The organism is Streptomyces sp. NBC_01241, from assembly GCF_041435435.1.
Taxonomy (GTDB): domain Bacteria; phylum Actinomycetota; class Actinomycetes; order Streptomycetales; family Streptomycetaceae; genus Streptomyces.
This window is the reverse complement of the sequence record NZ_CP108494.1, coordinates 5,819,188-5,837,225: the sequence shown is the minus strand read 5'-3', so window position 1 is coordinate 5,837,225 and position 18,038 is coordinate 5,819,188. Positions and strand designations below refer to the sequence as shown.

General features: G+C 70.9%; 15 protein-coding genes. 8 read left to right on the top strand and 7 right to left on the bottom strand.

Annotated elements, in window-relative coordinates; all coding sequences use genetic code 11:
• Positions 1 to 21: 21 nt before the first annotated feature.
• A complete protein-coding gene (locus OG306_RS26290; RefSeq protein WP_266905446.1) occupies positions 22 to 1,140 on the bottom strand; it encodes a ferritin-like domain-containing protein in 1,119 nt (372 codons plus the stop codon).
• A gap of 198 nt (positions 1,141 to 1,338) precedes the next feature.
• On the opposite strand from OG306_RS26290, the gene OG306_RS26285 reads away from it, so the two are divergent.
• The 5 genes from OG306_RS26285 (at position 1,339) to OG306_RS26265 (ending at position 7,886) form a co-directional block, all read left to right on the top strand.
• A complete protein-coding gene (locus OG306_RS26285) occupies positions 1,339 to 2,274 on the top strand; it encodes an AurF N-oxygenase family protein (protein ID WP_371665662.1) in 936 nt (311 codons plus the stop codon).
• Between the two features lie 47 nt (positions 2,275 to 2,321).
• Positions 2,322 to 3,077 (top strand): TetR/AcrR family transcriptional regulator, encoded by a 756-nt coding sequence (locus OG306_RS26280; protein WP_266748534.1) that lies wholly within the window; start codon positions 2,322 to 2,324, stop codon positions 3,075 to 3,077.
• A gap of 17 nt (positions 3,078 to 3,094) precedes the next feature.
• Positions 3,095 to 3,361, top strand: coding sequence for a hypothetical protein (locus OG306_RS26275; protein WP_266905450.1), 267 nt, complete (start codon positions 3,095 to 3,097; stop codon positions 3,359 to 3,361).
• 81 nt (positions 3,362 to 3,442) lie between these two features.
• Positions 3,443 to 6,142, top strand: a complete 2,700-nt coding sequence (locus OG306_RS26270; RefSeq protein ID WP_371665661.1) for a PQQ-binding-like beta-propeller repeat protein — start codon at positions 3,443 to 3,445, stop codon at positions 6,140 to 6,142.
• 544 nt (positions 6,143 to 6,686) lie between these two features.
• Positions 6,687 to 7,886 (top strand): C40 family peptidase, encoded by a 1,200-nt coding sequence (locus tag OG306_RS26265; protein ID WP_266748530.1) that lies wholly within the window; start codon positions 6,687 to 6,689, stop codon positions 7,884 to 7,886.
• 89 nt (positions 7,887 to 7,975) lie between these two features.
• Here the strand turns inward: OG306_RS26265 and OG306_RS26260 are convergent, their stop codons facing one another.
• The 5 genes from OG306_RS26260 to OG306_RS26240 all read right to left on the bottom strand — a co-directional run bounded on the left by OG306_RS26260 (position 7,976) and on the right by OG306_RS26240 (position 13,793).
• Positions 7,976 to 9,214 carry a styrene monooxygenase/indole monooxygenase family protein gene (locus OG306_RS26260; protein ID WP_266748529.1) on the bottom strand — a complete coding sequence of 413 codons (1,239 nt, stop codon included), beginning with the start codon at positions 9,212 to 9,214 and terminating at the stop codon, positions 7,976 to 7,978.
• Between the two features lie 80 nt (positions 9,215 to 9,294).
• Complete coding sequence (locus OG306_RS26255) at positions 9,295 to 9,945, bottom strand: GTP-binding protein (protein WP_266748528.1); 651 nt, start codon at positions 9,943 to 9,945, stop codon at positions 9,295 to 9,297.
• Complete coding sequence (locus tag OG306_RS26250; protein ID WP_266748527.1) at positions 9,926 to 10,339, bottom strand: DUF742 domain-containing protein; 414 nt, start codon at positions 10,337 to 10,339, stop codon at positions 9,926 to 9,928. Before OG306_RS26250 ends, OG306_RS26255 begins: the two co-directional genes overlap by 20 nt.
• Positions 10,336 to 10,818, bottom strand: coding sequence for a roadblock/LC7 domain-containing protein (locus OG306_RS26245; protein ID WP_266748526.1), 483 nt, complete (start codon positions 10,816 to 10,818; stop codon positions 10,336 to 10,338). The genes OG306_RS26250 and OG306_RS26245 overlap by 4 nt, the downstream gene beginning before the upstream one ends.
• Positions 10,815 to 13,793, bottom strand: a complete 2,979-nt coding sequence (locus tag OG306_RS26240; RefSeq protein WP_266748525.1) for a sensor histidine kinase — start codon at positions 13,791 to 13,793, stop codon at positions 10,815 to 10,817. The genes OG306_RS26245 and OG306_RS26240 overlap by 4 nt, the downstream gene beginning before the upstream one ends.
• A gap of 367 nt (positions 13,794 to 14,160) precedes the next feature.
• Here OG306_RS26240 and OG306_RS26235 point away from each other — a divergent pair, with 367 nt between their 5' ends.
• The gene (locus tag OG306_RS26235) at positions 14,161 to 14,946 is read left to right on the top strand and encodes a hypothetical protein (protein WP_371665660.1); all 786 of its coding nucleotides are present in this window, start codon (positions 14,161 to 14,163) and stop codon (positions 14,944 to 14,946) included.
• Between the two features lie 315 nt (positions 14,947 to 15,261).
• Here OG306_RS26235 and OG306_RS26230 read toward each other — a convergent pair whose 3' ends face one another.
• Positions 15,262 to 15,759 (bottom strand): MarR family winged helix-turn-helix transcriptional regulator, encoded by a 498-nt coding sequence (locus OG306_RS26230; RefSeq protein WP_371665659.1) that lies wholly within the window; start codon positions 15,757 to 15,759, stop codon positions 15,262 to 15,264.
• A 225-nt stretch (positions 15,760 to 15,984) separates the two neighbouring features.
• On the opposite strand from OG306_RS26230, the gene OG306_RS26225 reads away from it, so the two are divergent.
• Both OG306_RS26225 and OG306_RS26220 read left to right on the top strand, forming a co-directional pair.
• Positions 15,985 to 16,842: a lysozyme gene (locus OG306_RS26225; RefSeq protein WP_266748523.1), complete on the top strand. Its 858-nt coding sequence runs from the start codon at positions 15,985 to 15,987 to the stop codon at positions 16,840 to 16,842.
• 224 nt (positions 16,843 to 17,066) lie between these two features.
• Complete coding sequence (locus tag OG306_RS26220) at positions 17,067 to 17,825, top strand: polysaccharide deacetylase family protein (RefSeq protein ID WP_266752439.1); 759 nt, start codon at positions 17,067 to 17,069, stop codon at positions 17,823 to 17,825.
• Positions 17,826 to 18,038: the final 213 nt, after the last annotated feature.

Below are 18,038 nucleotides of genomic sequence, written 5' to 3'. Positions count from 1 at the left end.
CGCCCGGCCGCCACTTCCCCCTCAGTCCCCGGACGGGCTCGTTCCGCCCTCGGCTATCGCCTCCTCGACCTCGGCGACCCTGGCCTGTTCCTCCGCCGCGAAACGGTCCCGGTCCAGCTGCTCGGCCAGCTCCTCGTCCTGGGCCATCAGCAGGTCCAGGCTGGAGTCGCCGAGTTCGAGGACGCCCATGTCGACGTACGCCTTCTGAAGCCGTTCGCCCCACAGGCCGATGTCCTTGACGCACGGAACTATCCGGCTGAACAGCAGCTTGCGGAAGAGCTGCAGGAACGCTGACTGCTCGGAGAGTTCCTCGGCCTCGCGCTTGCCGATGCCGAAGTTCTCCAGCACCTCGACGCCGCTGAGCCGGTCGCGCATCAGATAGCAGCCTTCGATGACGAACTCCTCGCGTTCGCGCAGTTCGGCGTCGCTCAGCTGCTTGTAGTAGTCGCGCAGCGCCATCCGCCCGAAGGCAACGTGCCGGGCCTCGTCCTGCATGACGTACGCGAGGATCTGCTTGGGCAGCGGCTTGGTCGTCGTGTCGCGGATCATGCCGAAGGCGGCCAGGGCGAGGCCCTCGATGAGGACCTGCATGCCGAGGTACGGCATGTCCCAGCGGGAGTCGCGCAGGGTGTCTCCGAGCAGCCCCTGGAGGTTGTCGTTGACCGGGTAGAGCATCCCGATCTTCTCGTGCAGGAACCGGCTGTAGATCTCCGCGTGCCGGGCCTCGTCCATGGTCTGGGTCGCGGAGTAGAACTTCGCGTCCAGGTCGGGGACGGACTCCACGATCCTGGCCGCGCAGACCATGGCGCCCTGCTCACCGTGGAGGAACTGGCTGAACTGCCAGGCGGTGTAGTGCGTGCGCAGATCGCCCCGGTCCTTCTCGGTCATCTTCGCCCAGTGCGGCGTGCCGTACAGGGCGAGGACGTCGTCCGGGGTGCCGAGCGGGTCGGCGGGGTCGACCTCCAGGGACCAGTCGATGCGCTTGTTGCCGTCCCACTGCTTGTCCTTGCCCTTCTGGTAGAGGGCGAGCAGGCGTTCGCGGCCGTCGTCGTAATCCCAGCTGAAGCGGGCCGCGCCGGAGGCGGACACCTGCCAGAGCGGTGTGTCCGGGGCGGTGGTGTAGAGGTCGTGTGTCGACACGGTCGGCTCCTGTTCGCCTTGCATGCACCGACAAGTTCCATGGCAGTTCGGTCAGTTGCTTCAGTTGCTTCACTTGGCAGGTTCACACGTTGGTAGACGCCGGGTCAACAAGTCGCGCACAAGGGATTGACGGCATTGCTGACGGGGAGTCTCATAAGAAGTGACCGCCGGTAACCCCTGGGTGAGGTGCCTCCAGCCATGACGACAGTGACCGAACGCGACGTGCAGTTGCTCCGCGACGCACTCGGCCCGCTCCGGGACCGCGAGGAGATCGCCGAGCGGCTGCTCGCCTCCTCGGCCAAGCACTCCTTCGACCCGGACAAGGAACTCGACTGGGACGCGGCGATCGAGGACGGCAAGTGGTTCTGGCCGCCCGAGCTCGTCTCGCTCTACGACACCCCGCTGTGGCGGCGGATGTCCGAGGAACAGCGGATGGACCTGTCCAGGCACGAGGCGGCGTCGCTGGCATCGTTGGGCATCTGGTTCGAGATCATCCTCATGCAGCTGCTGGTCCGCCACATCTACGACAAGCGGGTGACCAGCAACCACGTCCGCTACGCGCTCACCGAGATAGCCGACGAATGCCGGCATTCGATGATGTTCGCCCGCTTGATCACGTGGGGCGGCTCGCCCGACTACCCCGTACCGCGCGTCTATCACAACCTCGCACGCGTGCTGAAGACCGTCTCCACCACGCCCGGTTCGTTCGCCGCGACGCTGCTCGGGGAGGAGATCCTCGACTGGATGCAGCGGCTGACGTTCCCGGACGAGCGCGTCCAGACGCTGGTGCGCGGCGTGACCCGCATCCATGTCGTCGAGGAGGCACGGCACGTCCGGTACGCCCGCGAGGAGCTCCGCCGCCAGATGGTGACGGCCCCGCGCTGGGAGCGCGAACTCACCCGGGTGAGCTGCGGAGAGGCGGCCCGGGTCTTCTCCGTCTGCTTCGTCAACCCGCAGGTGTACGAGAACGTCGGCCTGGACCGCCGCGAGGCCGTCGCCCAGGTGAAGGCGAGCGGCCACCGGGCGGAGGTCATGCAGAGCGGCGCGAAGCGGCTGACGGACTTCTTCGACGACATCGGGGTGCTCAACGGGGTGGGGCGCAGGCTGTGGAAGAGCTCGGGCCTGCTCGCCTGACCCGACGCCCCGTTGCCCGGGCGCCCGCAGCGCATACGCTTCATGGCATGACCACTGCCGCGCCGCCGACCCGCGCGTACCGAAGGCTCAGCGTCGAGGAGCGCCGCACCCAGCTCCTCGGTGCGGCCCTCAGCCTGTTCGCGCACCGGGCCCCCGACGAGGTCTCGCTCGACGAGGTGGCGACGGTCGCCGGAGTCTCCCGCCCGCTCGTGTACCGCTACTTCCCGGGCGGGCGGCAGCAGTTGTACGAGGCGGCGCTGAGGTCCGCCGCCGAGGAACTGATCCTGTGCTTCAGCGAGCCGCCCGTGGGCCCGCCCACCGAGCGGGTGCTGCGGGTGCTCGACCGCTATCTCGCGTTCGTGGACGAGCACGACACCGGTTTCAGCGCACTGCTGCGCGGCGGGAGCGTCGTCGAGACCTCCCGTACGACGGCGATCGTCGACGAGGTACGGCGGGCGGCGGCCGAGCAGATCCTGCTGCACCTGGGCCGGGGCGACGCGGGCGCGGGGGACGGGGCCGGGCCCCGGTTGCGGATGATGGTGCGCACCTGGATCGCGGCCGTCGAGGCGGCGTCCCTGATGTGGCTGGACGAGGGGAAGCAGCCCGCCGCGGCCGATCTGCGCGACTGGCTCGTCGACCAGCTGATCGCGCTGCTGGCCGCGACGGCGGCGAAGGACCCGGATACCGCGTCGGCGGTGGCGGAGCTGCTGCCGCTGGAGACCGCGGCGGGTCCGGCCGGACGGCTGGCGGAGCGACTGATCCCGGTCGTCGGCGGAGCGGCCCATCTGCTGCCCGAGGGCTGATCGGTCAGACTGGCGCGGTGAGAAGCGAGAACACCCCCTTCACCGGCGGCCCTCTCGACGGGCGGGTACTGCCCGTCCTCGTCGGCCCGACCGGTCATCCGCCCAAGTGGTACGAGGTCCCGGTACCGGCCGCCGACGGCGGGCCCCCCACCGTGTACGCGTACCGCCGAGCCCCGGCCGGTCACTCCAAGCGGCTGGGAATTCCGCGCGGCTGGGTGTACGAGTACGTCCCGGAGGGGCGTGTGCGGCACAGCCCCAAGTGGCCCTGGTCCAAGCCCGACTGAGGGTACGGGGCCCGGTGCGGCCGAGGGGCCGGTCTAAGATCGACGCTCTGGTGCCGGGCACGGTCAGCAAGGGGGTGCGCCATGGAGGCGCTGCGTCAGGACGATCCACGCCGCATCGGTCCGTACACCGCGTTGGCGCGGTTCCGTGAGACCGCGAGCGCCGTGCAGTACGTCGCACACGACGCGGCCGCCGGCCGGGACGGGGGCGCCACCGGCCGGCCCGTGCTGATCACCGTCGCCCGTCCCGGACTCGCCGCGCTGCCCGCCTTCCGGCGCCGTTTCCAGGCGGAGGCCCGCACGGCGGACCGGCTGGCCGGCGGCTGGGTCCAGCCGCATCTCGACCCCCCGGCGGATGACGCGGACGACGGCCTGCTGTGGACGGCCGGCCCCTACGTGCCCGCGCTGACACTCTCCGAGGCGATCGAGGCCGCGGGCCCGCTTCCCGAGCGTGCCGTGCGGATACTGGGCGCGGGCATTGCCGAGACCCTCTCCCGCGTGCACGCCACCGGATCCGTACTCCAGGGCCTGGCCCCCCGGACGGTGCTGCTGGCCGAGGACGGGCCGCGGCTCACCGCGTTCGGCCCGCTGGCCGCCGCGGCCGCCGCCGAGGCCCGTCCCGGCGGGCAGTTGTCCGTACGGCTCGCCTACCTCACCCCGGAACAGGTCGAGGGCGAGGAGCCCGGACCGGCCTCCGACCTCTTCGTGCTGGGCCTGCTGCTGGCGTACGCGGCAACCGGCACGACCCCGCTCGCCGACGGCCCGGCCGCCGAGGGCGCCGAACGGATCGCCCGCACGGACCCCGAACTCGGCGCGGTCCCGGCGGAGTTGCGCGACCTGATCGCCCGCTGCCTGGCGAAGGATCCGGCCGACCGGCCGACCGCGGGAACGGTGGCGGCGGAGCTGGCCCTGGAAGGGGCGGCGGGCCTGGCGAAGGGCGGCTGGCTGCCGGAGCGGCTGGTGGCCGAGGTGTCGGAACAGGAGCTGCGCGTACGGGAATTGGCAGAGGCGGGGCAATCGGCGGATGCGCCGGTCAGCGACCCGGTGGACGGGGCGGGCGGCGGGCCGGCCGCCCGCCTGGTCGACGGACCCGTGGACACGGTCCCGACCGGTGAGCCGACCGACGCACCGTCGGGCGCATCGGCCGCGGCACCCGTCGGCGGAGTCGCCCTGGAACCTGCGAACACCACCGCCCCCGCGCCCGCCGGGGACGCCCGAACCACGCAGCTCGGGGACATCGGGCGCCACGTACCGACGACCGACCGGCCGACGACCCAGTTGTCCGTCCCGCGCGAACTCACCGGCCCGCCTGCCGGGCCCCCCGCCGGGTCCGCCGGGTCCGCCGGGTCCGGGCCCGCCGCCGGGCTCCCTGCTGTGCTCCCGCCCGTCGCGCCGATGCCACCCCACCCGCTCCCGGTCCCCGTAACTCCGGCACCTTCCCCCGCCCCCGCCCCCGCCTCCGCCACGTTCGGTCGGCGCGGCCTCTTCATCGGGCTCGCCGCCGGGGCCGCCGGGCTGATGGTCGGCGGAGGCGGGGTGCTCGCGTTCGGGTCCGGCGACGAAGGCACGACCGACGATCCCAAGCCCGCACCGAGCCACAGCGGTGCCGCCGTCGCGGGCCTGCCGCCGCAGCCGCGTTGGGTGTACCGGCACCCGGCGGCCGAACCGCCGCCGCTCACCGCCGCCCTCTGGAACGACCGACTGCTGGTCGTGACCAGCGAGCAGGGGGCGGCCGGCATCGATCTGCGTACCGGCCGCCGGGTCTGGGAGAGCGCGGACGCCGCGAAGGGGCGCGCCGCCCTGCCGGCGGGGAAGGACCTCTGCTTCGTCGCGGGTCCGACCGAGTTCCTGTGGCTGTCGTCGAAGGACGGCAAGGTCGTACACCGGGCGGGCTACGCCGACCAGTTCACCGACACACCGGGCCTCGCGGTGTCGTACATCGCCGGCACACTCGGTCCGGTGGTCTGGTTCACCGGGTCCCACAAGGTCACGGTCAAGGCCCCGCCCCCGAAGAAGGGCAAGAAGCGCGGCAAGGACACCCAGGCCGTCAGGTCGTACCTCTTCGCGTACGACGTACTCCAGCGCAAGGTTCTGTGGCGGACCCCCGTAGCCACCGGACGCGGACCCGCCGCCCCCGTGTACCGGCTGATCGCCACCGGGCAGGACGATTTCGTCGTATGCCAGAGCGCGGCCACGCTCACCCCCGGCGATGTGAAGGCCGCCAAGGGGAAGGCCGTCTTCCGGAGCTTCGACCAGAAGACCGGGAAGCAGCTGTGGAGCCGGTCGTTCGGCACGATCACACCGGACGCGGCGGCTCTGGGCGACGACCGGGACGTGCTGTACGCGGCCGTGGGCGACGACCTGCAGGCGTTCGAACTCCCCGCGGGCAAACCGAAGTGGACGCTGAACGGCACCACGGGGACCCCGTACGGAACCCCCGTGGCCAGCGGCACACTGCTGCACACCACCAACCGCAACCAGGAAGTCGGCGCGGTGGAACGGGAGACGGGCCGACTGCGCTGGCGACGCTCCACCGAGGCCGCCCCCGGAACCACCGCCCCCGCGGTGACCCCCAGCACGACGGGCAGGACACTCCTGGCCGCTGACGCGTCCCAGGTCACCGCGTTCACGGCAGAGGACGGACGCCGACTGTGGAAGTTCCAGGACATCGGCGCCCAGGACCCAAAGGGCCCCACGGTCACCGCCCCGTACCGGGTGCTGGTGTCCGGTACGACCGCCGTCATCCAACGCGACCGGATCTTCTACGCGTTCCCGGTCGCCTAGATGAATGAGTCCAAGGGGTCGTAGTCATGGGCCGCCGGCGAGCGGTGGCCCATGTCGCTGCCATCGCTCGCCCAGCGCGTGCAAGGCGTGCCCGCCGTCCTCGCGGTCAGCGGCAACCACGTGACGCGTGCTCAGCAACTCGGGGGACTTCTCGGTCGGGGCCCAACTGGGGAACAGCCTTGAGGGAGATGGCCTGAAGGGGCAATCCGCTGATCCGCCCGACCAAGCCGGCCCTGCCCCCGCCACCGCACCCGCACCCGCACCCGCACCCGCACCCGCAGGCTCCGTGCCCCCGGAAGCCACCGTGCATTCTGGGTCGGTTGCAGGGCCGGAGTGCGTCAAGTGCCGAATGTCCGGGGCAACCGCCCCGCCCCGGACCCCCGCAGGCGACGGTTTCCAGCACCTGTTCACCGCCTTCCGGGCGAATCCGCCGGTCGCCACACCGCGAGGTTCTTGACTCTCCTGGCACCGGGTGGCCACATTGATCCGTTGTGCTCGCTTATGGGGTATTCCCTTGATTCGCCCCGTCACCAGAGGTGATGTCATGTCAGGCGGAGTTCTGCGCGTGGTGTGCACCGCGGCGCTGGCCACGATCGTCGTAGCCTCACCGGCAGCCGCCGGACCCGTCGAGCCGGGGCCGGAGGCGGGCGGCGCAGCGAAGCCGTCCGTCGCGCCCACGGCCGCTCCCGCCCCGGCCCCCGCGGCAGCGGGCAAGGGCATCGCACAGCTGCTGACCGAGTTGCAGAGGTTGTACCAGCAGGCCGAGGAGTCCACCGAGGCGTACAACGGGACCGCGGCGGAGCTGAAGAAGCGTACGGCGCGAGCGAAGAAGCTCAGTGCCTCGTTGACCACCGCCCGCGTCGCGCTGGCCGGCAGTCGGGACGCTGCGGGGCAGCTGGCCCGGGAGCAGTACCAGGGACAGTCGGAATTCTCGTCGTACGTGCGGTTGCTGCTGGCGCCCGATCCCGAGCATTTCCTCGACCAGGAGCATGTGATCCAGCGGGCGGCAGCCGGCCGGGCGGCGACCGTGAAGCGGCTCACCGGTGCGGAGGAGCGCGCGGACGAGCTGGCGACCGAGTCGCGCAAGGTGCTGGACCAGCAGCGGGTGCTGGCCGCGAAGCGAAAGAAGCAGCGGGACGCGGTGCAGTCGCGGCTCGAGGCCGTCGAGGCGAAGCTGGCCAAGCTCTCTGCCGCCCAGCTCGCCGAGCTGGCCCGGCTGGAGCAGCAGGGCGCGGCCAAGGCCCAGGGTGTACTGGTGGCCTCGGGCGCGCTGTCCTCGGTCAGGCCGCCGTCCCGGGCGGGCGACGAGGCGGTGAAGTACGCGATCGGACAGGTCGGCAAACCGTACGTGTGGGGCGCGGAGGGGCCGGACTCGTTCGACTGCTCGGGGCTCACCTCGCAGGCCTGGGCGAAGGCGGGCCGGGTCATTCCGCGGACCTCGCAGGAGCAGTGGCGGCAGCTGCCGAAGGTGCCGCTGAACGCGCTGCGCCCGGGTGACCTGGTGATCTACTTCCCGAAGGCCACCCATGTGGCGCTGTACATCGGCAACGGTCTGGTGGTGCAGGCACCCCGGCCGGGCGCGCAGGTGAAGGTCTCGCCGGTGGCGTCGAACCCGCTGCTGGGCGCCGTACGGCCGGATCCGCAGGGCGTACCGCTGTCCGGGTACGAGGCGCCGCAGCTTCCGCAGGGGGCGTCCGCAGGGTCGGACGCGGGGTACGGCTCGTCCTCGGCTCCCGGGGAGTAGGTCCCGGGCCGCGAGGGCCGCGCATGACAGCCGGTCCGGGCCCCGTCGGGTTCCCGGCGGGACCCGGACCGATTGCCGCGGTCAGGCGCCTACGCGGCGCCGGACACCTCGGCGAGGTACGCGTTGGTCTTCTCCGGGTCGAAGAAGAAGTTCTCGAAGTCCGCCGGGTTGTTGAAGCCGTTCGCGAAGCGGTTGGCGACCGGCTGGAGCTGACCGGCGGCGCCGATCAGGTTCAGTACATGCTCCGGCGGTACGCCGAGCATCGCATTGGTCCACTTCACGACGTGCTGCGTGGTCTCCCAGTGCCGGTCGAACGTGGCCTGCATCCACTCCGCGTCGAACTCGCGGTCGCCGTGCTCGAGGATCGAGTTCAGGTAGGAGTTCGCGCACTTGGAGGCCGTGTTGGAGCCCTGGCCGGTGATCGGGTCGTTGGCGACGACCACGTCTCCCACGCCGAGGACCAGACCGCCGCTGGGCAGCCGGCCGATCGGCTTGCGGACGGTCGGGGCGTAACGGCCCGCCAGGGTTCCGTTGGCGTCGGTCAGTTCGACCTTGGTGGCGCGGGCGTACTCCCACGGCAGGAACCGCTCCAGCAGCTCCAGCGTCTTGGCCAGGTGCTCGGAGGGGTCCTTGATGCCCTGGAACGCGTCGAGCGGGCCGCCCGGGACGCCCTCCCAGAACAGGATGTCGGCGCGGCCGGACGTGGTCAGGGTCGGCATCACGAAGAGCTCGCCGACGCCGGGGACCAGGTTGCAGCGGACCGCGTCGAACTCGGGGTGCTCGGGGCGCGGGCCCATGCCGTGGACGTACGCGACGGCCAGGGCGCGCTGCGGGGCGTCGAACGGCGAACGGGACGCGTCCCGGCCGAACATGGAGACCAGCTCACCCTTGCCCGCGGAGACCATCACCAGGTCGTACGTACGGGAGAAGTAGTCCAGGTCGGAGACGGCTGCACCGTGGATGACGAGCTGTCCGCCGCGCTGGGCGAAGGTCTCCATCCAGCCGGCCATCTTCACGCGCTGGTCGATGGACTGGGCGAAGCCGTCCAGCTTGCCGACCCAGTCGACGGCGCGCGAGGAGTCGGGCGCGGCGACCGAGACACCGAGGCCCTCGATGCGCGGGGCCTGGGACTCCCAGAAGTTGAGCTGGTAGTCGCGTTCGTACTCGAGCGCGGTGTGGAACATGCACTGGGTCGACATGACCCGGCCGGACCGGATCTCGTCGGCGGTGCGGTTGGACATCAGGGTGACTTCGTAGCCTTTGGACTGCAGTCCGAGGGCGAGCTGGAGACCGGACTGGCCGGCTCCGACTATGAGTATCTTCCGCATCGCGGTTTCTCCGTTACGTGTTGCGTGCGAGCCAGGAGGATGTTGAAGATCTCGGCCCGGCCGAGATCTTCAACGCCCTCCTATGCCGGAGTGGCGTCGAGGGCGTGGCCCACGAGGGCCAGCAGCGACTCGACGACAGTGATCTTGTTACGCGCGTCCATGATCACAACAGGCACGTGCGGCGGGACAGTCAGGGCCTCCCGGACGTCCTCCGGCTCGAACCCCGGTGTTCCCTCGAAGTGGTTGACGGCGACGATGTACGGCAGGCCGCAGCTCTCGAAGTAGTCGAGTGCGGGGAAGCAGTCGGCGAGCCGCCGGGTGTCGGCGAGCACGACCGCGCCGATCGCGCCGCGCACCAGGTCGTCCCACATGAACCAGAAGCGCTGCTGGCCCGGTGTGCCGAACACGTACAGGACGAGGTCGTCGTCGAGCGTGAGCCGGCCGAAGTCCATCGCGACGGTCGTGGTGAGCTTGTCGGGCGTCGCGGTGAGATCGTCGGTCTCCTCGCTGGCCTGGGTCATCATCGCTTCGGTCTGCAGCGGCGTGATCTCGGAGACGGATCCCACGAAGGTCGTCTTGCCCACGCCGAACCCGCCCGCGACCACGATCTTCGTGGCGATGGGGGCCCTGGTGTGGTCCAACTGCCAGGCCTGCAGAGATTCTTCGGCCTGGTTCTTGGCTCCCGGCCGGCGCGGGGCGAAGAGCGGCGACTCAGAGACGGCGGAGTCCATTGAGCACCCTTTCGAGCAGTGCGCGGTCGGGCTGGCCGGTGCCGTGACCGGTCCCGTACACGCGGATCTTTCCCTGGTCGGCCAAGTCGCTGATCAGCACCCGGACCACGCCGAGGGGCATCTTCAGCAGGGCGGAGATCTCCGCGACGGTACGCATCCGGCGGCAGATCTCGACGATGGCCTGAAGCTCCGGCATGACCCGGGTGGTCAGGTTGCCGTTGGTCAGCTCGCGGCGTTCCTCGGGCGCTTCGAGCGCGGCGACGAACGTCTCGACGAGCAGGACGTGACCGAAGCGGGTGCGACCGCCGGTGAGGGAGTACGGGCGGACCCGTGCGGGCCTTCGGTCGGACCCGCGGACGGGGAGCCTGCGGGCGGGTTCAGCAGCGGGCGTCACTGGGTGCTCTCCATCGATTTGCGCAATTCACTGCGGAGTTCGGGGGTGAGTACGTGTCCGGCTCGGCCGACGAAGAGCGCCATGTGGTACGCGATGACGCTCATGTCGCAGTCCGGGGTGGCATGCACACCGAGCAGCGAGCCATCGCTGATCGACATGACGAAGACGCTGCCCTCGTCCATGGCGACCATGGTCTGCTTGACGCCGCCGCCGTCCATCAGTTTGGCGGCGCCGATGGTGAGGCTGCCGATGCCGGAGACGATGGTGGCCAGGTCGGCGCTGGAGCCCCTGGGGCCGTCCTGCCGGCCGGTGGCCTCGTGGGTGATCAGATGGCCGGGGTCGGAGGAGAGCAGCATCAGTCCGTCGGACGAGACGACGGTGACCGAGTGGACCCCTGGCACCTCCTCCACCAGATTGCTCAGCAACCAGTGAAGGTTCCGGGCTTCGGTACTCAGCCCGAATGTGCTGGGCGCAGTCAACTGCGTGCCTCCTCGACTGTGTCCCCCGTCTCATCGGTTCGGCCGTCGTTACGGTCGGCCGGGTCACTGTGCTCGGTACGTGCGGGGCGCCCGGCGTGTGCCGCGGCCGCGGGGAACGGCTGGGTCGCCGTGATCTCGGAGATCTCCGCCTCGACGTCCCGGCGGCCGTTCTTCGCGCCCTGGTGGAAGCCGCCCAGCCGACGGCGCAGCGCCTCCTTGTCCAGGTTGCCCTTGCGCTCCGTGCTGGATGCCGTGCTGGGCTTGACGACCTTGGGGGTGCGCTTGGGCAGCCCCTTGTCCGTGATGCGCTCCTGCGGCTCCGCCATGCGGGGGCCTGGCAGGGCGTCGGCGACGGGCGCGGGGGCCGGGGCCGGAGTCGGGGCCGGAGTCGGGGTCGGGGTCGGGGTCGGGGTCGGGGTCGGGGTCGGGAACTCGTCGACGGTGCGCTCGTGGCGGTCGGGGCCGATGGCATACGGGTCGGGAGACCTGAACTCGGGGACGTCGGCGAACTCCGGCACCACCGGGAGCCGGACCTGCATCGTGGTCTCGGCCTCGGCCTCGGCGAAGGCCGGGGCGTTGTCCACCGCGTACCCGGGCTCGGAAACAGGCGCGGAAGCGGGCGCGTACCCGGGCTCGGAAACGTGCTCGGAAACAGGCGCGGACACAGGCTCGGCGACGTCCGCCCCGGACTCGCGGATCGTCTGCTCGGCCGCGGCGATCAGCGGGTCGCCGGGCAGGGCGAGCGTGCGCGTCGGCAATGCGTTGGAGTTGGCCTCGGCGACCGACCCCGGAAGGTTCAGCGCGGGCGCTTCGCCGGGGACCTTCAGCGGCGGCGGCGTGGCGGCCGGCGGCGCCTTCGGCAGCAGGGCCTGGGGCAGGACGACGACCGCCGTGACCCCGCTGCCGTTGTTGCCGCGCAGCTGGACGCGTACGCCGTGGCGGGCAGCCAGCAGCGAGGTGACCTGGAGGCCGAGTCCGGCGCCGGGCGTCTGCTTGTCGTCCCGCTCCCCCGCGTCGAACAGGGTGGGGTCGCCGAGCCGGGTGTTGAGCTCGCTCATCCGTTCGGCCGACATCCCGATGCCCTCGTCCTGGACAGAGAGCATCACCTCGCCGGTCTCCAGCAGCCAGCCGGAGAGCTGGACATGGGAGTCCGGCGGGGAGAACGAAGTCGCGTTCTCCAGGAGTTCGGCGACGAGGTGGCTGAGGTCGTCGGCGGCGAAACCGGCGATCTGGGCGTGCGGCGGCAGGGACTGGATGGTGACCCGCTCGTACCGCTCGATCTCGGAGACGGCCGCGCGCAACACGTCGACCAGCGGAATCGGGCCCGCGTGCCCGTGCCCGTGCTCGGCGCCCGCGAGGACCAGCATGTTCTCGCTGTGCCGGCGCATGACCGTGGCCATGTGGTCGAGCTTGAAGAGGGTGGCCAGCCGCTCCGGGTCGTGCTCGCGCTCCTCCAGGTTCTCGATGACACCGAGCTGGCGCTCGACGAGGCCGAGGGTGCGCAGCGAGAGGTTGACGAAGGTGTGGTGGACCGTGTTCTTCAGCGCTTCCAGCTGGGCGGTGAGGTCGGACGCCATGACCTGGAGTTCGGCGCGCTGGAGGGTGAGCGCCTCGCGTCCGGCGACCAGCTCGGCGCGCTCGGTCTGCAGGCTCTCGAAGCGGCCGTTGAACTCGTTGAGCAGTCCGTGCAGCTTGCCGTGCAGGGCGTTGATGGACCGTACGACCTGGGCGAACTCGTCGTTGCGGCCGGTGTAGCGGACCGGTTCGGCGTTGTCGGGCTCAGTGGCGAGGCGGGCGGCGCCGATCCGCAGGACGGCGAGCGGCTGGGTGAGGGTACGGGCCACGGCGGTGGAGACACCGACGGCGATCAGCAGGCAGCCGCCGAGCAGCGCGATCCGCAGTTCGAGCGCGGTGACGTCGTCGTCGCGCAGCTGCTCCAGGTGCTGGACCTGTGCTGTGCCGAGGGCGGACTCGACGCCCCGCATCCGGTCGATCCGGGCGGAGAGGGCCGTCTCGACCTTCTTGCTGCTGGTCTGCTGGTCGGACTCGGACAGCTCGGGGCGGTCGGTGAGGGAGTTGAGGTACTTCTCCGCCCTGTTGACCTCCGGCCCGGTGACGGTGGACGACAGCTTGTCGCGGGCGGTGGAGCCCGCGGCCTGGTCGAAGTCGGCGAGCGAGGAGAGTTCGCGGACCCGGGCCTGCTGGGCGGCGGCGCTCAGCTCGTCACGGGTGCGGTCGTCCTTGCTGCTGCCCTGGTCCTGGGTCTGGAGGGGCAGCCCGGTGATCGGGTCGGTCTGCGGAAGCGTGGTGGTACGGGGTACGGCGAGCGCGGCGAGGAGCAGCCCGCGGGTTGCGGAGGCCTGCTCGGTGGCCCGGCCGAGCGCGAGCGGGGCGCGGGTGGCCTCGGCGGCGCGCGGCGGGGTCTTCTCGGCGAGTTCCTCGGCGAGGTCGAGGAGCTTGGCAATGACCTCGGAGTACGCCTCATGGGCGGCCAGCACCGTGCCCTTGCCGCTGAGCGCGTCGCGGCGCAGGGAGGGGATGGTGGAGAGGTCGCGGCGCAGTGCGGCCGGGGCCGCTTCCCTGATCTCGTCCACCCGCTGGTCGACGCGGGCGCTCCGGCTGCCGGGGTCGCCCTTGCCCTCACCCGCCGGGCCGGACTCCTCGCCGCGGCCGGCCGCGATGTAGGTGGTGACCTCGTCACGCTCGTCGGCGAGGGCGTGGGCCAGCGCGATGGCCTGCTGGTTCAGCTCGGCGAGGGTGACCAGCCGCTGTGAGTCGTTGAGGTCGGCGGAGGCGCTGAGGGCCGCCGGCGCGCCCGCGGCGATGACGGTGATACCGACGACCGCGACACCGGCGACCAGCCGGCTGCGTACGCGCACTTTACGACGGGTGCCCTCGCTCTCGGCGGGTGCCGGAGGCGTCACCCCGGAACCGCTGTGCCTACTGCCCTTGCTCCGAGGCCGCTTCTTCTGCACCGGTGCTCGCAATCTTGACTCGTCCGCCCTTGAAGCAGAGGTGACGCACGGTCACATATGAACGAGCGCCCCCGACCGCTGGTACGGCTTCTGACCATTCCAGTGCTTTTGAGAGGGGGGCGCGCATCAACCACTCCGCCACCTGAACGAGTGAACATCACTCCGGAGTTGACGAACAAGTCTCCCCTCGGGGTGCGCCCGGCACACCTGGCCCGTCGGCTGGAACTTCCGCCCGGGCTTTGGCAGGATGCCCGCCCGCACGCCGTACGGAGCCATTCCTTCCGCTCCTGGCATCCGTCTGACCTGCCAGTACAGGCCAATATCCGGACCGTGCAGGGCTCGTGAAGGCATCGTGCAGACTGGCTGCATGCGCATGGAACTCACGACCGCCCCCGGCAGCCCCGAACGCCCGAACGAGGACTGGGCCGCGACCGCCCTGCCCGCTTCCGCCCAGGGCGGGACGCTGATCCTGCTCGACGGAGTGACTCCGCCACCGGGTGACGACGGTTGTGTGCACTCGGTCCCCTGGTTCACCGCGCGACTGGGTGGCGCGCTGGTCGAACTGTCCGGTTCACGACGGGATCTGACCCTCCAGGAGATTCTGGCCGAGTCCATTCGGCGCACCGCCGGCGCACACCGCTCCACGTGTGACCTTTCTCACGTACGCACCCCACAGGCGACGGTCGTCGTGGCGCGCTGGGACGAACGCGAGGTCGAGCACCTGGTGCTCTCCGATTCCGCACTGCTGTTCGAGGCGCCCGATGGAACCGTGCGCCCCCTCCTCGACGACCGGCTGGACCGCCTGCCGCCGGGCTCGCTGGCCAGTGAAGCGATCGCCGACGCCACGGTGCGGAACAAGGAGGGCGGCTTCTTCACGGCTGCCGCCGATCCCGCCGTGGCGGCCCGCGCGGTCACCGGACGCACCCCGCTCGACCGAGTGCGGGCGCTGGCCGCGATGACCGACGGGGCGGCCCGCTGGACGGAGATGTTCCACGAGGGCGATTGGGCGGACTGCCTCGGGGTGCTCCACAAGGAGGGACCCCAGGGGCTGATCGACCGGGTCAGGGCGCTGGAGGACGCGGACACGAAACGCACGTTTCTGCGCCGCGGCAAGACGCATGACGACGCGACGGCGATCTACGCACTGCTGTGACAGGGGGCGGGGCCAGGGCCAGGGCCAGGGCCCGAGCTGAGGCCGGGACCCGAACCGGGAACGGTGTCGGAGCCCGAGCCGGGAGGACGGAGCCGGGCCCGAACCGGAGCCCGAGCCGGAGCCCGAGCCGGAGCCCGAGCCGGAGCCCGAGCCGGAGCCCGAGCCAGGGCCTGGGCCTGGGCCGGGGCCCGAGCTGAGGCCGGGACCCGAACCGGGAACGGTGCCGGAGCCCGAGCCGGGAGGACGGAGCCGGGCCCGAACCGGAACCGGAGCCCGAGCCCGAGCCGGAGCCCGAGCCCGAGCCGGGGCCGGGTGTCAGTCCTCCGCGCGGGCGTTCAAGTGGTGCAGCAGCCTGGCCAGTTCGGCCACCTCGACCCGGTCCCAGTCGGCGAGCTTGCGCACATAGCGGTCGCGGCGGGCGTCGCGGACGCTGCGGTAGCGGGCCAGCCCCTCGGCGGTGAGGTGGACGAGAAAGGCCCGGCCGTCGGCCGGGTCGGGTTCGCGTGCCACCAGTCCGAGGTCCTCCAGGGCCCGCAGTTGACGGCTCATCGTCGCCTTCCCGACCCCGAAGTAGGCCGCGAGATCGGTGGCCCGCTGCTGCCCGGCCGACTCCAGCCGTACAAGAAGTCCGTAGGCTGCGGCCTCCAGTTCGGGGTGGACCTCGCGCGCCATTTCGCCGGAGTTGGCCCGCGCCCGGCGCAAAAAGACGGCCAACTCCCGCTCCAGGGCGAGGAATGCGTGGTCCACACCACCTTCTCCGGTCGCGCCGGGTTCACCACCACTTTCGCTCCCGTGCACGTCAACACCCCTCATGAGCTTTCCTGCCGCGATCAGTTTCTTTCGCCGCTGGTCATCGCCGCAGCTCGGCCATTATTTCGCAGGCGTAGACCAACGGCAGCTCGCAGGCCCCCTTCCGCAGCACGGGTCTACGTGCGTAGCGTCATACATGGCATGTTCACACCATGACATGCCGACAGGGGTACTCCCCGTGCCCCTGGGATCAGCACGTCCCCCCACCAAGGCCTCGGAGGCACTCACATGCCGGTGCTCAGATCCGCTTCCAGAACATCCCGCCGCTCGCGCCTCGCAGCGGCCGGGACCCTGCTCGCAGCCCTCTCCCTCCTCCTCACCCTGCCCGGCGCGGCGAGCGCCGCAGGAACCAACGACACCGCCACTGCGGCCAAGAAGCCCGCCCGTGGCACGGCCACGATGGGTATGGGTGTCGTCGCCCACGACGGCCAGGGCGGACTGCCGCGCGACACCCGGGCCGCCCAGACCGAAGGCGTGGACGTCGCCAGCTACCAGGGCAACGTCGACTGGGCGACGCTCTGGAACAGCGGCGTGAGGTGGGCCTACACCAAGGCGACCGAGGGGACGTACTACACGAACCCCTACTTCGCCCAGCAGTACAACGGCTCGTACAACGTCGGCATGATCCGGGGCTCGTACCACTTCGCGACCCCGAACACCACGAGCGGCGCCGTCCAGGCCAACTACTTCGTGGACCACGGGGGCGGCTGGTCCAAGGACGGCAAGACCCTGCCGGGCGCGCTCGACATCGAGTGGAACCCGTACGGCGACCAGTGCTACGGCCTGAGCCAGGCCGCCATGGTCAACTGGATCCGCGACTTCGTGAACACGTACAAGGCGCGCACCGGCCGTGACGCGGTGATCTACACCGCGACCAGTTGGTGGCAGAGCTGCACCGGGAACAACGCGGGCTTCGGCGCCACCAACCCGCTGTGGGTGGCCCGCTACAACAGCACGGTCGGCGAACTCCCGGCCGGCTGGGGCTACTACACGATGTGGCAGTACACCTCGTCCGGCCCGTACGTGGGCGACCACAGCCACTTCAATGGCGCCCTCGACCGCGTGCAGGCGCTCGCCAACGGCTGAGCCCACCCGCCTCGCCGCGCCGGACACCCCGTCACACGGCCGAGCCCCCGATGACGCACCCGGTCACCGGGGGCTCTAGCCTGTTCACGCCCCCGACCAGGAAATTCACCCTCCGAACTGAACCGAAGACCCCTATGCACCTGGTGTATACCCCGTGTGTATAGTCCTTCTCTGCCGCACATCGCGTGCCTTGTTCAGCCACGGAGGAGTGACCCGCCTTGTCCATGAAGACGAAGTCGATCGGTACGGGGTTGGCCGCCGCCCTGGTGACGGCCCTCACCCTGACGCTGAGCGGCTGCTCCATGCAGACCACCGCGCCGGCCTCGGCGCGTGGCGACGCGGGCTCCGACGCCAAGGGCTCCTTCGGCCCGGTGGACTGCCGCAAGGCGAAGTGCATAGCGCTGACCTTCGACGCCGGACCGGGCGAGAACACCCCGCATCTGCTGGACATCCTCAAGGAGAAGAAGGTGCACGCGACCTTCTTCCTGCTCGGCAAGAACCACGTCAAGAAGTACCCCGACACCGTGCGCAGGCTCGCCGCCGAGGGGCACGAGGTGGCCAACCACACCTGGACCCACCAGATACTGACGGACAGGAAGCCCGCCGAGATACGCGCCGAGCTGGAGAAGACGCAGGACGCGATAGCGGAGATCACCGGCAAGAAGCCGCGCCTGATGCGCCCGCCGCAGGGCCGCACCGACGACACCGTCTCCGACATCAGCAAGGACCTGGGGCTCTCCCAGATCCTGTGGAGCGCCACCGCCAAGGACTACTCCACGAACGACTCGGCGCTGATCAAGAAGCGCATCCTGGACCAGGCGAGCAAGGACGGCGTCATCCTGCTGCACGACATCTACAAGGGGACGGTGCCCGCCGTGCCCGGCATCATCGACGCGCTGAAGAAGCAGGGCTACACCTTCGTCACCATCCCGCAGCTGATGGCACCCGCCGAGCCGGTCCCGGGGACCATCTACCGCCCCTGACCCGTGAGGCACGGAACGTGAGGATCCCCGGCGCAGGGGCGCCGGGGATCCCGTCGGATGCCGAACCCTGGTGCCGTCAGCCGCGGTTGCCCGCGGGCCGCTCCCGTTTCACCAAGTCGGGACCGCACACCGGCCCGCACGGCGGAGCCCGCCGGCGGCCGGCCGCGCGGAACGGCCGGCCCCGCACCCGTACGTCCTGAACGCCGGAACGGC

Bases quoted from the DNA above. Each gene is read 5' to 3' on its own strand.
- OG306_RS26285 (WP_371665662.1), top strand. From the start codon at position 1,339: ATGACGACAGTGACCGAACGCGACGTGCAGTTGCTCCGCGACGCACTC.
- OG306_RS26280 (WP_266748534.1), top strand. From the start codon at position 2,322: ATGACCACTGCCGCGCCGCCGACCCGCGCGTACCGAAGGCTCAGCGTC.
- OG306_RS26270 (WP_371665661.1), top strand. From the start codon at position 3,443: ATGGAGGCGCTGCGTCAGGACGATCCACGCCGCATCGGTCCGTACACC.
- OG306_RS26265 (WP_266748530.1), top strand. From the start codon at position 6,687: ATGTCAGGCGGAGTTCTGCGCGTGGTGTGCACCGCGGCGCTGGCCACG.
- OG306_RS26260 (WP_266748529.1), bottom strand. From the start codon at position 9,214: ATGCGGAAGATACTCATAGTCGGAGCCGGCCAGTCCGGTCTCCAGCTC.
- OG306_RS26255 (WP_266748528.1), bottom strand. From the start codon at position 9,945: ATGGACTCCGCCGTCTCTGAGTCGCCGCTCTTCGCCCCGCGCCGGCCG.
- OG306_RS26235 (WP_371665660.1), top strand. From the start codon at position 14,161: ATGCGCATGGAACTCACGACCGCCCCCGGCAGCCCCGAACGCCCGAAC.
- OG306_RS26230 (WP_371665659.1), bottom strand. From the start codon at position 15,759: ATGAGGGGTGTTGACGTGCACGGGAGCGAAAGTGGTGGTGAACCCGGC.
- OG306_RS26225 (WP_266748523.1), top strand. From the start codon at position 15,985: ATGCCGGTGCTCAGATCCGCTTCCAGAACATCCCGCCGCTCGCGCCTC.
- OG306_RS26220 (WP_266752439.1), top strand. From the start codon at position 17,067: ATGAAGACGAAGTCGATCGGTACGGGGTTGGCCGCCGCCCTGGTGACG.